General features: G+C 45.1%; 14 protein-coding genes. 7 read left to right on the top strand and 7 right to left on the bottom strand.

Annotated elements, in window-relative coordinates; all coding sequences use genetic code 11:
• Positions 1-192 precede the first annotated feature (192 nt).
• The 6 genes from nuoE (at position 193) to ACZ5GY_RS07115 (ending at position 6,360) form a co-directional block, all read left to right on the top strand.
• Positions 193-699 carry an NADH-quinone oxidoreductase subunit NuoE gene (gene nuoE, locus ACZ5GY_RS07090; protein WP_464111701.1) on the top strand — a complete coding sequence of 169 codons (507 nt, stop codon included), beginning with the start codon at positions 193-195 and terminating at the stop codon, positions 697-699.
• Positions 689-2,563 carry an NADH-ubiquinone oxidoreductase-F iron-sulfur binding region domain-containing protein gene (locus tag ACZ5GY_RS07095; RefSeq protein WP_464111702.1) on the top strand — a complete coding sequence of 625 codons (1,875 nt, stop codon included), beginning with the start codon at positions 689-691 and terminating at the stop codon, positions 2,561-2,563. The genes nuoE and ACZ5GY_RS07095 overlap by 11 nt, the downstream gene beginning before the upstream one ends.
• Entirely contained in the window at positions 2,560-3,456 is an 897-nt protein-coding gene (locus tag ACZ5GY_RS07100; protein ID WP_213699744.1) for a 2Fe-2S iron-sulfur cluster-binding protein, read from the top strand. Before ACZ5GY_RS07095 ends, ACZ5GY_RS07100 begins: the two co-directional genes overlap by 4 nt.
• A gap of 44 nt (positions 3,457-3,500) precedes the next feature.
• Positions 3,501-3,980 (top strand): 4Fe-4S dicluster domain-containing protein, encoded by a 480-nt coding sequence (locus ACZ5GY_RS07105; protein WP_213699745.1) that lies wholly within the window; start codon positions 3,501-3,503, stop codon positions 3,978-3,980.
• Positions 3,980-5,788, top strand: coding sequence for an aldehyde ferredoxin oxidoreductase family protein (locus ACZ5GY_RS07110; RefSeq protein WP_464111703.1), 1,809 nt, complete (start codon positions 3,980-3,982; stop codon positions 5,786-5,788). Before ACZ5GY_RS07105 ends, ACZ5GY_RS07110 begins: the two co-directional genes overlap by 1 nt.
• An 86-nt stretch (positions 5,789-5,874) precedes the next feature.
• Positions 5,875-6,360, top strand: coding sequence for a hypothetical protein (locus ACZ5GY_RS07115; protein ID WP_213690863.1), 486 nt, complete (start codon positions 5,875-5,877; stop codon positions 6,358-6,360).
• Between the two features lie 126 nt (positions 6,361-6,486).
• Here the strand turns inward: ACZ5GY_RS07115 and ACZ5GY_RS07120 are convergent, their stop codons facing one another.
• From ACZ5GY_RS07120 to ACZ5GY_RS07145, 6 genes are all read right to left on the bottom strand, one after another.
• Positions 6,487-7,251 (bottom strand): transporter substrate-binding domain-containing protein, encoded by a 765-nt coding sequence (locus ACZ5GY_RS07120; RefSeq protein ID WP_213690862.1) that lies wholly within the window; start codon positions 7,249-7,251, stop codon positions 6,487-6,489.
• A 171-nt stretch (positions 7,252-7,422) separates the two neighbouring features.
• Positions 7,423-7,584 carry a rubredoxin gene (gene rd / locus ACZ5GY_RS07125; RefSeq protein ID WP_213690861.1) on the bottom strand — a complete coding sequence of 54 codons (162 nt, stop codon included), beginning with the start codon at positions 7,582-7,584 and terminating at the stop codon, positions 7,423-7,425.
• An 82-nt stretch (positions 7,585-7,666) separates the two neighbouring features.
• Positions 7,667-8,767, bottom strand: a complete 1,101-nt coding sequence (locus ACZ5GY_RS07130) for a M24 family metallopeptidase (protein WP_464111704.1) — start codon at positions 8,765-8,767, stop codon at positions 7,667-7,669.
• A gap of 29 nt (positions 8,768-8,796) precedes the next feature.
• Entirely contained in the window at positions 8,797-9,777 is a 981-nt protein-coding gene (locus ACZ5GY_RS07135; RefSeq protein ID WP_307879852.1) for an AIR synthase family protein, read from the bottom strand.
• Between the two features lie 5 nt (positions 9,778-9,782).
• Positions 9,783-10,340: an epoxyqueuosine reductase QueH gene (locus tag ACZ5GY_RS07140; protein WP_213690858.1), complete on the bottom strand. Its 558-nt coding sequence runs from the start codon at positions 10,338-10,340 to the stop codon at positions 9,783-9,785.
• A 10-nt stretch (positions 10,341-10,350) separates the two neighbouring features.
• On the bottom strand, positions 10,351-12,297 hold the full coding sequence (locus ACZ5GY_RS07145; RefSeq protein WP_213690857.1) for a transketolase: 1,947 nt from the start codon (positions 12,295-12,297) through the stop codon (positions 10,351-10,353).
• A 275-nt stretch (positions 12,298-12,572) separates the two neighbouring features.
• Here ACZ5GY_RS07145 and ACZ5GY_RS07150 point away from each other — a divergent pair, with 275 nt between their 5' ends.
• Positions 12,573-13,598: an alpha-hydroxy-acid oxidizing protein gene (locus tag ACZ5GY_RS07150; protein ID WP_213690856.1), complete on the top strand. Its 1,026-nt coding sequence runs from the start codon at positions 12,573-12,575 to the stop codon at positions 13,596-13,598.
• A gap of 66 nt (positions 13,599-13,664) precedes the next feature.
• Here the strand turns inward: ACZ5GY_RS07150 and alr are convergent, their stop codons facing one another.
• Positions 13,665-14,783, bottom strand: coding sequence for an alanine racemase (gene alr / locus ACZ5GY_RS07155; RefSeq protein ID WP_213690855.1), 1,119 nt, complete (start codon positions 14,781-14,783; stop codon positions 13,665-13,667).
• Between the last annotated feature and the right edge of the window lie 85 nt (positions 14,784-14,868).

The raw sequence follows: 14,868 nt of genomic DNA on the forward strand, positions 1-14,868 counted from the left end.
CCTCCTGGCCATAGAAATTCTAATATTCTAACATAACAAACAGTCTAACTGAAAAATCTTAACATGATTTGGGGAAGACGTCTAAAAAGAAAAGTGGCGATGTACCCGCTCAAGGGAGAAAGTGACAAAAACAAATTAAGTTGTACAATATAAAAGAATTGTCAGAAAGTCGGCATAAAGGGGGGACTTTCATTGACAGACCATAATATTACTATGTCTTCTGACAACCGCCAGAAACAAAAAGAAGCCTTGCTGAACATTCTCTCTTCATACTCCAAGGAATCACGCTTTCTTCTTCCCATTCTTCAGGATATTCAACGAACCTTCCGTTATCTTCCCGTCGAAGCGATGAAAGAAGTCGCTACCTATCTTGATGTTCCGGAAAGTCGCGTTTACAGTGTCGCCACTTTTTACAAAGCCTTTACGCTCTCACCAAGAGGACGTAAGACCATTCGTGTTTGCGGGGGAACAGCCTGCCACCTCAGAGGAGGGGCATTCATCCTCAACACGCTGCAAAAGGAACTCTCTATCTCATCAGGAGAGACAACTCCAGATGGTCAGTTTACTCTGGAAACGGTAAACTGTCTTGGTGCGTGCGCTCTGGCTCCTGTAGTCATGGTCAATGAAAAAGTCTACGGACAAATGACGCCCAATCTCATTCCATCTATGATTGAGGAGGAACAAAACAATGACGTTTAACACCCCTTCAGACCTTCGTGAATACCGGAGGAAACTACAAGAAGAAAAAACAGCGGCTACCATTCCCTCCGTCCGCATATGTTTTGGTACGGGATGTATCGCAAGTGGGAGTCGCGACGTATACCGCGCCTTCGAAAAGGAACTCAAAGAGAGGAAGTTAAACGTTAATCTTCAGATTTCCCTGGATTCAACAGGATGCCACGGTTTTTGCGAACATGGCCCACTGGTAACTATTAACCCAGGTAACATTTTCTACCAGAAAGTCAAGCCATCAGACGTTCAGTCAATCATCGACGAAACCATTTTAGGGCAAAAAACAATTAGTCATCTTCTCTATCGGGATCCCAACACGAAGAAATCGACTACCGAAGCCCAACAGATTCCCTTCTATTCTCATCAGACACGAATCGCCCTCCGCAATTCAGGAGAGCTCAACCCTGAAAAAATAGACGACTATATTCTGGCCGACGGCTACGAAGCCCTTCTTCGGGCCTTCGAAACAGGGCCAGAACATGTTTTACAAGAAATTATCGATTCCGGTCTGAGAGGCCGGGGCGGCGGCGGATTCTCTACCGGCAAGAAATGGCAATCCGCTCGAAAGATAGAATCAGACATTCGCTACGTTGTCGCCAACGGGGACGAGGGGGATCCAGGGGCATTTATGGACCGAAGTCTTATGGAAGGCGACCCCCACAGCGTTATTGAGGGAATGGCTATCGGTGCTTATGTCATAGGCGCTAATAAGGGCTTTATATATGTGCGAGACGAATATCCGTTAGCCGTCAAGCACCTCTCCATGGCGATAAAGGAAGCCCGTAAGGTGGGGCTTCTCGGCAATAATATTCTCGGATCCGGTTTTTCCTTCGATATTGAAGTCTATCGTGGAGGCGGAGCCTTCATTTGCGGCGAATCGACAGCGCTAATGGCCTCCATAGAGGGCCGGGTCGGCGTTCCGAGGGTCAAATATATCCGTTCTACAGAGAAAGGACTCTGGGAGAAACCTACAGTTCTTAATAATGTAGAAACATGGGCTAATATTCCTCCCATTATTTCGAAGGGAGCCAGCTGGTTTCGAAGTCTGGGAACAGAGACGAGCCCAGGCACAAAAATATTCTCTCTCGTAGGCAAAGTCAAAAACAGCGGCCTCGTCGAAGTTCCCATGGGAACAACTCTCCGTACAATTATCTTTGATATTGGAGGGGGAACCCTGAAAAACAGGCCTTTCAAGGCCGTACAGACAGGTGGACCATCGGGAGGATGCATTCCCGAATCCTTCCTCGACCTTCCTGTGGATTTCGACCATTTGGCTGACGTAGGGTCTATGATGGGCTCCGGTGGCATGATCGTCATGGATGAACGAAGCTGCATGGTCGACGTAGCCCGATATTTTGTTGATTTTCTCGTAACGGAATCGTGCGGTAAATGCACTCCCTGCCGTGAAGGCCTTATGGAAATGCAGCGGATTCTTCATAAATTGACAAGGGGGAAAGGTGAAGCTGGAGACACTGAAAGGTTGCGCGCTATTGCAGAGAATATGCCTGAAACAGCTCTCTGCGGACTTGGGAAAACAGCGGCCAATCCCGTTCTCTCCACCCTTCGCTATTTTTCAGAAGAATACGAAGAACACGAAAAGGAACATTTCTGCCGAGCCGGCGTTTGCCAAGGAATGTACGAGCCTTTTATTCTCCGTAACAAGTGTATAGGCTGCGGTGCCTGTCAGGCCAACTGTTCAACTGGCGCCATCTCGGGAAATGACAGGGATATTCGAAAGATCGACCACGATAAATGTATTACCTGCGGAATGTGCCTGGAGGTATGTCGTTTCGAAGCTATCGAACCCAGGCCAAAGGAGGCGACATCATGATCTCTATCACTATAAACGGAAATCCTTTGAACATCGAAGCAGGAACAACCATTTTAGAAGCAGCCGGTCTTCTTGGCATCCATATCCCCACTCTCTGCTACCACCCTGGATTACCGGCTGATGGAAATTGCCGAATGTGCTCCGTAGAGATAGAAGAAGGCAAGAAGCGCAAAGTCGTTATGGCGTGCTCTTATCCCATTACAAAAGACGGACTCATCATAGAAACGGATACGCCAAAAATATACTCGCTTCGGAAATTCGTACTGACACTTATTGCCAAAGAGGCAAAAGAAGCGTGTAACACACCAGTTCTTCGCCATCTCTTTGAAAAATACAACGTTTCTGTTCCCACCCGATTCAATACTTCGCCAGATCCCCTTCCCCACACTCCACTTGATACTCATCTCGCTCCCCCACTCGATCTATCTCCCAATCCATCTCTCAATACTCCGATTGATACGTCTCAGAATGCCACCCACGATTCTGCATCGAAATGTATTCTCTGCGGCCTTTGCGTTCGTGCCTGCGAAGCTGAAGGTATTGGATGTCTTGATTTCTGCCGGCGAGGTCATCTACGTGAAGTCACATCGCCCTTCAAGGAACCGCCAACGTCGTGTATCGGATGCGGCGCATGCGCAGAAGTATGCCCAACCGGCGCTATAGAAAAGCTGGAAAAGGATGGCGTACGAATACTCTGGGGAAGAGAGTTCCAACTTGTACAGTGCACTCGATGTGGACGCTTTTTCGCAACAAAAGAGCAGCTAGAACGGGCAGCTCTCAACTACGACGACGATAACGATCTTAGCTCTTATGAAGAGATATGCCCGCAATGTCGTCGTAAAGAGGAAGCGTACGCACTTGTTTTTTCAAAAGTAAAAGCAACACGGGGGTAGGCTAATTCAACTATATTGCAAAATGTGAAAGGGGAGAAAAGTTCATGGAAAAAGTATTACTCATTTCGCCAGATCGCTGCATTGGGTGTGGCAGTTGTGAGGTAGCTTGTTCTTTGGCTCAGGAAGGGGAATGTCGTCCTTCCCTGGCTCGAATCAAAGTGTTCAGATTCGAACTGGGAATACATGTTCCCATGACATGTTTGCAATGTGAAAACGCTCCATGCGCATCAGTATGCAAGACTGGCGCACTGGAACAGGATCAGGAAACGGGCATTATTAATATTCATTCAGAAAAATGCATTGGATGCCGTATGTGCGTAGTTGCCTGTCCTTTCGGGAACATTTCCTATAACAGAGAGGGCAAAAGCGCCTTTAAGTGCACGCAATGCGATGGTGATCCTCAATGCGCTCTTTTCTGCCCTACCGAAGCTCTTCAATATGTTCCTGCCGAAAAGGATAACCTCGAAAAGAAAAGAGCCTATGCCGCTAAATTTGCAGCGATAGTTGAGGAGGTTGAGGCATAATGTTTGGATGGACAGGTCGGGTTTTACGTGTAAATCTCGGCGAAAAAACGTGGAAAATAGAGCCTATTCGAAGCGAAGACGCCCGTCTCTTTATAGGAGCACGCGGCCTTGGCACAAAATACTATATAGATGAAGTTGACCCAACAGTCGACCCGCTCAGCCCTGAAAACAAACTCATCTTTGCCACGGGACCTCTTACCGGCACCCTCACCACATCATCAGGACGATACGATGTTATAACCAAGGGGCCTCTGACGGGAACCATTGCGGCTTCCAACTCGGGGGGGTTCTGGGGACCGGAACTTAAATATGCCGGTTTTGACATGGTCATTCTTGAAGGAAAAGCCAAAGCTCCAGTCTATATCTACATATACAATGACATGATAGAAATTCGTGACGCACGTCATCTCTGGGGAAAGGATGTTCACTCCGTAACAGACTCCCTGCTCACAGAGACAGACTCTGAAGCAAAAGTAGCCTGTATCGGGCCGGCAGGAGAAAACCTCGTTAAATTCGCCTGCATTATGAACGAAAAAGACAGAGCCGCCGGCCGTTCCGGCGTAGGAGCCGTTATGGGCTCTAAAAATCTTAAAGCCATCGTCGTTCGAGGAACGAAGGGCGTCAAAGTTGCCGATCGGGATGCCGTTTTCCAGAGCGTAGCCGCTGCACGAAAGAAACTCAAAGAACATCCAGTAACATCAGGAGGACTGCCAACCTTCGGAACAAACGTACTTGTCGGCATCATCAACTCAGCGGGAGCTCTTCCCACAAGAAACTTCAGAGAAGCTATTTTCGAAGGTGCAGATAAAGTCAGTGCCGAAACATACAATGAGAAAAACCTCATAAAAAATAAGGGCTGTATGGGATGCCCAATCGGATGTGGACGAGTTGCCAAGAGCAACGGTATCTATGTGGGGCAGGGTGAAGGGCCAGAATATGAAAGCACGTGGTCATTCGGCCCAGATTGCGGCATTGACGATATTGATGCTATTGTCAAAGCCAATTTTATCTGCAACGAACTGGGAATGGACACAATAACACTCGGTTCCACTATAGCCTGCGCCATGGAACTTTACGAAATGGGCGTTCTTACCGAAAATGAAACTAAATATGACTTGCATTTTGGCAATGTTAACGCTATGGTAAAGTTAACAGAAGATACAGCCTATAGACGTGGGTTTGGCGATGAACTTGCTGAAGGATCGTGGAGATTGGCTGAAAAATGGGGCCATCCTGAACTTTCCATGACCGTTAAAAAGCAGGAAATGCCAGCCTACGACCCACGAGCCTTGCAAGGTATGGGTCTTGAATACGCAACTTCCAACCGAGGCGGGTGCCATGTAAGAGGTTATTTGACTTCACCTGAAGTATTGGGCGCTCCCGAAAAAATAGATCCTGAAGATAACGAAACTAAACCCGTCTGGCTCAAGGCTTTTCAAGATCTCACCGCTGCCCTTGACTCTGCGGGAATGTGCCTTTTCACAACATTCGCCCTTGGAGCCGCAGATATTGCTCCTCAACTTGCGGCAGTAACGGGAGTCGATTATACAGAAGGAAGCTTCATGCAGGCTGGAGATAGAATCTGGAACCTCGAACGTCTTTTCAATATGAAGGCAGGTCTCTCAAAAAGTGACGACACGTTGCCTCCACGTTTGTTGAAAGATCCAATTCCCAATGGACCTATGAAGGGACGAGTCAATCGTCTTGATTCCATGCTCCCTCAATACTACTCGTTGCGAGGATGGAATGAAGAAGGAATACCAACAGAAGAAAAACTTATAGAACTCGGGCTTGCAAGCTATCTGTAGTTCTATTTGAGGGGAAGGGGCCTTCGGGCCCCTTTTTTGATGCTAAAATATCACCTAAAGAGTTGTCTGCGAAAGAAGGGATAGAGATGAAACTTTTTCATAAAATAGTATTTTTCTCGTTGATGCTTCTGCTCTTCTCTGCAAAAGTATCTTCAGCCGCAATAGATACGTTGCCTGATCTTGAAGGATGGACAGGAGAAGACCTTTTTTCACAACAACTAGAGGCTCCTTCTGGCAATTATGGCATATGGCGTAAACGACGTTATATTGCCCCAGGCGGGCGTAATTTCAGTCTTACGGTGCTCTCTGGCTCTGGAAGCGGCGATCTTTACATTCCTGAAAAGGAAGTTAACACAGATGACCGCCCCATGGGGTTTGGAGCTACCTACCGCACTCTCTCCCTGGGAAAATACAGAGCGCTACTCGAAAGCTACCCGCAAGTTGGAAAAGCTTTATCTATCCGTCTTCCAGAACACACCACATTGATTGTAGAAAGCAAGAGTCTTGAGGAAGAAGAGCTTTTTAGGGTAACACAAGAGATTCTCTTCCAGCTGGAAAATAAAGAGAACTAAGAAGCGTTTAATGCCGCGTTACATAAAAAAGAAGCGAGGAGAAACTACCTTACACGGTAATTTCTCCTCGCTTTATCTCGTATAGTTAAGCAACGTAGCGAAACTTCTAGCTCTTGCTTTTAAATACTATTTCTCTCCCATCCACTTCTTTTCAAGCTCATCAAGTGCCCCAGATTCTTTAAGCTCGCGAAGAGCATTATCGACAGCCTCTACGAACTGAGGATCATCTTTACTCATGGCCAGGGCCATTCCCTTATCGATATAAAGGTTGAAAGCTTTCTTAAGCGTATCTGTAAAATCTTTGTTATTTTCAAGGTTTTCCTGAGTTACAGTTCCATCTACTACTGCAAAATCGGCTCGTCCAAGAAGAACCTCTCTGAAAGCGTCATCCGTCTTCGAGAAACGTTTGACTTCTTTCAAACCAAGCTTAGAGACGTACGCATCCTGAATTGTACCCATCTGAACGGTAGCCACTTTATCACCTTTTAAATCCTCTTCCTTTGTTATTCCCGACTCTTCTGCCTTAACAACGACTGCGGAAGGGGTAAGATAATACGTATCTGAGAAGGCAACGCGTTTTGCTCGCTCTTCAGTTGCACTCATTCCTGCTGCTATAATATCAATCTTCTTTGTCAGCAAAGAAGGGATAAGAGAGTCAAAAGATGAGTCTACGATTTCAACTTTTTTACCAAGTTTTTCTGCTATCATGTTAATGAGGTCAATATCAAATCCTACAACTTCATTATCAACGTTTCTAAATTCAAAGGGGCGAAACGTCGATTCGGTTCCTACTCGAATAACATCTTTCTCAAGAGCTGACTGGGCAGCCATCGCACCAATAGCACTCGTAAAAACAAAAATAACAGCAAGCAACACGACTAACTTCTTCATACCTATTCCTCCCTATTTAAACACTAGTTACATATAGTCAAATTTTAGAACTATAGTTTAAGATTGGTCTATTATAATTCAGGCAAGGAAGAAGTCAAGAAAAAAGAGGGGAAAAATCCCCTCTTCCTTCTACTAAATTAAAAAGACTTATACAACAAGCCACAAGAAAGACTACTCTTCTGGCTCGAACATATCCTTTCCAACGGCACAAACTGGGCAAACCCAATCTTCCGGAAGGTCTTCAAAAGATGTTCCAGCGGCAATACCATTATCAGGATCCCCTTCTGCAGGATCATAAACATATCCACACACTGTGCAAACATACTTTGTCATAACTTCCCCTCCTTCATTTTTTAAACTTCACATGTAGAGACATTATATCCGTCTCTCTGTTAAAAAAGCAACCGTTAATGTATTAAAGAATAAGTAGCCCCTGATCTAAATCTCCGGAAATACGCTCCGCTCCATTTTCCGTAATGAGATAATCATCTTCGATACGCATTCCTCCGAAACCAGGAATGTAAATGCCAGGTTCTATAGTGACTACATCCCCAACTTGAAGAATATCTTTACTTAATGGAGATAATCTCGGATTTTCATGAATCTCCAATCCCAAAGCGTGTCCCAGACCGTGGTTGAAATATTCCCCATACCCTGAATCAAAAATGATTTTACGGGCAATGGCATCTATGTCCTTTCCGGCAACACCTGGTTTAAGGGCTGCTGCTGCTTCCTTATGGGCACGCAGCAAGATTGCTTCGATCTCTCGCACTTTCGAATCAGGTTCGCCAAGGCAGAAATTACGCGTGAGGTCAGAGATATATCCTCCAACCATAGCACCAAAATCGACTGTCACCCAATCTCCTTTTTTGAAAGGCTGGTCAGTGGGTGCCGCGTGAGGCAAAGCGCTCCGAGCTCCAGAGGCAACTATAAAATTATGATTTCCCCAACCTGCCTCAGCACCAAGCTTCTTCACCATATATTCCAATAGAGCTTCAAACTCTTTTTCAGACATCCCTTCTTGTACTCGGGCTGTAACTTCTCTATAAGCATTGCACGCAATCATTCCGGCCTCTTTGATCAGCTCAATCTCAGAAGTATCCTTCGTCCTCCGCATTATAGGCAGAAGACTGGAAATATCACACCATTCTTTTCCTTCCAGTGAATGTTGAATCTGCTCAAATGTCTTGGCCGATATCTTTTCTTTCTCCACTCCGATTCGAGAACAGCCATGTTTCTCCATAAGATTACACATTGTTTCAAGAAGAGAACGTTGTCCCTGTGGAACCAGCGTAAAGGGCGACTGCTCCGATGCCTGCGTTAAATAGCGCCCATCTGTTACAAGAAATGTTTCTTTTTCTGTGATAAGAACTCCAGAGCTACTTCCACGGAAACCGGAAATGTAATACACACTTTCCCAATTAGAACGTTCGAAAACAAAAAGCGCAACAGCGTCTATTCCAAGGGCGGGAAAAGACTGACGTAACTTCTCTGTACGGTGAAAAATATTCTGCATAAGCACTTTTTCCTCCTTATTGGGACTTCTTACAGATCAAGAAGTCTCCATAGTTCTTCTTTTGTGTTCAGTTCATCATTGTCCTGGCCTTCTGCAGCTATGGTTCCTATCAACGTTGCAGAAATATCTTTCTCTTCGAAACGTGCCAATGCTTCGTCAATATGTTCTTTAGGAACAACAACAACAAGAACTCCTGAAGAGATAAGATGAAAAACGTCAAAATCTAAGTCGTCCTGTACTTTTTTCGTTAAGGGGTGAACTGGAATGGCCTCTTTATTGAGTTGAAGGCCAAGTCCGCTTAAGCGACATATCTCTGCAAGTCCACCAAAAAGTCCACCTTCAGTAGGATCGTGCATAAATCTGGCTATATCTCGAACAGTTTTGGCATCTTCCAATACGGATATTGAAGAAATCCATGACGAAACCTCTTGAATTTCTTCGCTGGTCAGACTTCTTTCGAGAAGATCGCATCTATCATGAGCCAGTATGGACATGCCTTCAAGCCCCACATGTTTGGTCATAATAACACCATCGCCAACACAAATGTCAGTTGCTCTGTAAAGATACGATGTTTGGCCCATCATCGTTCCCACTATGACAGGTTTTTTATATCTATCTGTAAATTCCGTATGACCACCTATAACGGCAACACCCATTTTTTTACAGGCGTGGTGGATTTCTTCCATGATCATCGACGCAAAGGGAAGCCCCTGATCTACAGGGATAATGAGCGTAATAATGAGATATGCGGGATCTCCACCCTTACATGCGATATCGTTGGCGTTAATATGAACAAGAAAGGTTCCAGCACCCTCCGAAGCGCCTACAATAGGATCAGAAGAGACAGCTAATAGTTTTCCCTCGGGGAACCGGATAAGCGAAGCATCTTCCCCAATGCCAGGTCCAACGAGAACATCAGGCCGTCTAGCTCCACTAAACTGCAATATGTGCTTCTCTAGAATATCTGGGGGAAGTTTTCCGACAGGCAATACGCTACGTTCATCCTCCATGGGGGTCATCTCCTCTTATCAATACTTTCGGCATGTATGCTATAGCAACAACCGCAATAGTTCTGACGATATAGATTCATCTCACGGCTTTTTCGTACCGATTCTACGAAACCGTTATTTTTTCTCCATATCTTGTTCAGCCATATAATTCCATATCGAGCTGAAATTTCTTCTCCCAATCTATTAATTCTATCAGGATCTTTATGAGGACTAATAGTCAGGGTCGTACATAAATAAGAAAAAGAAAGCTCCCGGGCTCTCTGAGCAGCGGCTTCCAACTGTAAGGCAAAACAAAGGGAACACCGACGCCCGCCTTCGGGCTCTTCAGATAAAGCCTTTGCCTTTTCAAGCCATTCATTGGGATTATATTCTTCTATATATACAGATTGAGACAGGAGAGAGGCAAGTGTCTCTACTGCCTCTCTCCGCCGATTATACTCTTCTTGCGGGTGAATATTGTGCCCGTAGAAATATCCCGTTACACAATACCCTTCCTCAATAAGTGCTGGCCATGGGATTGTTGCATCTGGAGCACAACAAATATGTAGCAAGAGATTGTGCATGTTTTTTTACTTACGCCCTTCCTTTACAACATTCTTCGGCCTGCGAAGCTATTGACGCTGCATCAAGCTTCATCTGCTTCATTACTTCTTCAGACTTGCCAGAAGCACCGTATGAATGTACGCCAAGAGGCATAAAGGCAGCACTAAGCCTTTCCTCAGCCATTGCTAAGGCTATGCTAACACCTAAACCATTGTGATAATGATGATCTTCAACAGAAATAACAACGCCTGTGTCGCAAGCTTCCCTTAAAGCTGCCGTGTCGATGGCTAATGGAGTAGCTACGGAAAAGAGCTTGAAGTTCAATCCTTTTTCACGAAGTATTTCCCAGGCTTCAAGAGCTTTTCCTGTCATGGCCCCAAGTGCAAAGATGGCACCATCTTTACCATCACGTACCTTCACTGCCTGACCATATTCAAACGTATAATCTTCGCCAAAGATTGGTTTGCCTTCCTCGTCTGTAAGGACTGGCAACTTGCTTCGTCCCATGGCAAGGCAGACATTCCCCGCTTCTTTAATGGCCCATCGTGTCGCTCTGTCTGTCTGATTGGGGTCTGCCGGAACAATAAGTTTCCAACCAAATGTATTTCTTAAAAGGCCAACGTAGTCAATGGACTGATGGGTCATGCCATCTTCTCCCACGTCAAGACCCACGTGAGTAAGCACCAGTTTAAGGTTTGTCTTGTTTATGTCATTCAGCCGCTGCTGATTATAGGCTTCGCTCAATCCGAACACTCCGAAATCAGCCCAAACGCTTACAGCGCCAGCCACAGAAGCAGCTCCGGCAACTGTCGCAGTAGCATGCTCCTGTATGCCTGTCTGAATAAACCATTCAGGGCACTTTTTAGCGAAATCGGCTGTTTTTACAGAACCTGCCAAGTCACAGTCAAAAACAAGAAGAGGTGTCTTGTCTTCTTTCTTATAGTTAAGGGCTCCCACATCGGCAAGAGCATTGCCAAAGGCCGATCTGTTGTCTGTCTTCGTTTCACTGTCATACTGGCGAGGTTCCCCATAGACAAGATTATTTGAATTGGGAACAATTTTTCTCCCTACAGGCATCGGATTGCCCCGTAAAGATTTGGCCTTTTCGAGATATTCCAAGTCACCGCCAAGCTCTTTCATGGCTTCTGCATACTGATCTTTACTCGGTGCTTTTCCGTGATAATCAGGAATACCTTCCATAAAGGAGATGCCTTTTCCCATTTGGGTATGACAGATAATTACTGTCGGAACATCGTCATTTACAGCATCGCGCAAAGCCGCATAGATCTCGGCAAAGGAGTGTCCATCGCATTCGAGAACTCCCCAACCATCGGCTTCCCATAATGAACGCACATCAACAGGCATAACATCTTCTGTACGTCCGGAAATTTGTATGTGGTTATAATCGATAAGGGCTGTAATATTTGAAAGTCCCTCTTTTACCGCAATTCGCCGTGCTTCGGCAACCTGCCCCTTAGTCTGTTCTCCGTCACCCATAACGACAAAGACACGCCCGCCGTTATTCCGGGCTTTTTGCGCAAGAGCAAAACCTACACCAGCAGCCAACCCTTGCCCGAGGTTTCCACTTCCCCAGTCTATTCCGGGAACATTTCTCTCAACATGTCCCTGGAAAGGACTGGAGCATAATCTGAAATTGGCAACAGCATCGAGAGGTTCGAAAAAGCCCCATGTAGCTAAAGTCGCGTATGCGCCAGGAGAGGTATGTCCGTGGCTGACGACTATATAGTCACGGTCTGTATCGTTGCAATTTTCAGGGGTGAGATTGGCCACACCGTATGTAGCCAAGTACATTTCCATACTTGAAAGGGATCCGGCAGGATGTCCACTCCCTGCGAGAGAAACCATAGTCACAGCATCAATACGTGCCTTGCGAGCTGCATTATCAAGAAGCTTTACGTCTTCGTCGGTTAACGCCTCTACGGGAAAATTCCGAAGTGAAGGCAAATTGTTTTCCATCAGTCTTACGTCCTCCTTATATTCAAACTCCAGGTCTGATTATATCCATTTTTTCCTTTTGAGGCATAATTTTTATGTAAAAAAAGAACATCCCTCAAAAAATGCCCCTTTATCCTATCCTATGTATTCTAACCTCTACAGCATAATTATATGAAGCATAAGGGCATAAAATAGAAAAATATTTTTATTCCCCCATAACAAATTTATTTTGACTTCCAATAATAAGAGAAACTACAATGACACGGTATATTTTCTATACAAAGGAGCATCTCAAAATGACAATACAAGAAATATGGGAGCGCGCAAAAGAAAAGATGTCCCCAAGATGCAGAGTCTGTAAAGTATGTAACGGCATCTCCTGCCGTGGAGAAGTCCCTGGAGTGGGGGCTGTAGGCAACGGTTCTTCTTGGACTGTTTGCACTGAATTTTTGGATAGTGTCAAACTCAATATGGATACGTGCTATGAAAACTGCGGACAAGATACAACTTTGGCTATGTTCGGTCAGAACTTTAGCTATCCGATCTTTATTGCCCCCATAGGTGGTATGAAAAAAAACTATAACGGTATTATGACTGACATCGAATATATGGAATTAACCATTGAAGGAGCCAACAAGGCAGGTATCCTAGCTTTTACGGGAGATGGACCTGCTCCTGGGATGTTCGAAAGCAGCATAGATATTATTAAAAGGCATAAGAATCGCGGTGTCCCCGTATGCAAACCGTGGAGCAATGAAAAATTACAAGAGAGACTCGATTCAATTAATACAACAAAACCCACAGCTTTTGGAATGGATATTGATATGGCAGGGTTGAAAAACATGGGAAGTAAAGTCAATACTCTCTCGCCTAAGAGCGTGGAAGACCTTCGCCTTCTTACTAATGCGACAAAAGTTCCTTTCATTCTTAAAGGTGTTATGACCGCTAAGGGCGCACTTAAAGCCTTAGAGGCAGGGGCCCACGCTATTGTCGTATCTTCTCACGGTGGCCGCGTTATGCCCTCAGCTCCCGCCACGTGTGAGGTCTTACCGGAAATTCGGGCAGCAGTACAAGATCGCCTCAAAATAATAGTAGACGGAGGAATCCGTACGGGAGCCGATATTTTCAAGGCCTTGGCACTAGGAGCCGACGCAGTTATGATCGGTCGACCATATGTTATAGCAGCATGCGGAGGCCAATCTGAAGGTGTTGCTCTTTATACAGAATTTTTAGGCGAACAGCTTCGTAACATTATGCTTATGTGTGGCGCTGCAAACCTCAAAGAAATCACCATGGAAAAAATACGTATGCCCCTTCGGTAAAGAGGGTCATAAAAAAATAGGGAGGCTGTCTCCATTGACAGCCTCCCTTTATTCTTTCCTGTTGATCTAACGAATATAAACTCTGGGAACTCGCGGCAAAAACATAATTGGAATTTCGTAATTAATAGTATTCCGAATTGCCGCCACTTCCTCTGGCGTAATAAACTCTTCACCCTGACACCCTATAATAACAACTTCATCTCCCACTTTTACGTCATCTATATCCGTAACATCGATCATCGTCTGATCCATGCATATATTTCCAACAATAGGAACTCTTTTACCGCGCACAAGAACTGGTATTTTCATTGACAGTGAGCGAGAGTACCCGTCTCCATAACCTAACGGAATAATGGCAATTTTTTCTATGCCTCGTGTCATATAGCGAAGACCGTATCCGATGCCACTATTGCATGGCAACTCTTTTATAGAAGCAATAGCTGTTTTTACTTCAAATGTGGGCTTTAATTCTATAGGGCGAACGCACTCATCGGAAGGCCACATACCATAAAGGATGACACCTGGTCGAACAGCATCCAGATACATCTCGGGAGAATGAAGCACTGCTGCGCTATTGCAAACATGGCGCAATGGAATTCGGAGCCCCTTGCTCTCAAGAAAATGATACACATCCATATATCGCGTAAATTGAAGCTCTGTATAATCCAAGCGTTTTTCATCTGCAACAGCAAAGTGAGTAAAGAGTCCTTCTACTCTTATTCCTGGTAATTTCAAAATTTCATCTATAACTTGAGGTATTTCTTGTGGGAGAAAACCTATTCTCCCCATTCCAGTATCAATTTTTAGATGAAGCAAAGCTGTCTTTCCCTGATTAACAGCTTCACGGCTCATCGCCTGTGCAAACTTAATATCTGTAAGGGCAGCCGCTATATCATATTTGACATATTCTGAAGCAACATCGTAAGGAGAGGGGCCAAGAACCAATAGTGGGTCGTTTATTGCTGCTTCTCGTATCTGTACCGCCTCATCTGGAGTGGCTACGGCAAAACGCTGACATCCTACATCAAGAAGAGCTTTGGTTACTTCTAAAGCACCGTGCCCATAAGCATCAGCTTTCACTACAGCCATGACCTGGGAACCAGTTCCTACGTGTTTCTGAATTGCTTTGAAGTTAGATTGAATATTCTTCAAATTAACTTCCATTCTGGTAGGACGAAGTAACACACCTATTCCCCCTGTTCTTTATATAAATTTCGTTGCACAGAAGACAGGGGCGGAAATCCGCCCCTGCCGCCATGTTACAATAGTT

Source organism: Aminobacterium thunnarium, assembly GCF_055390565.1.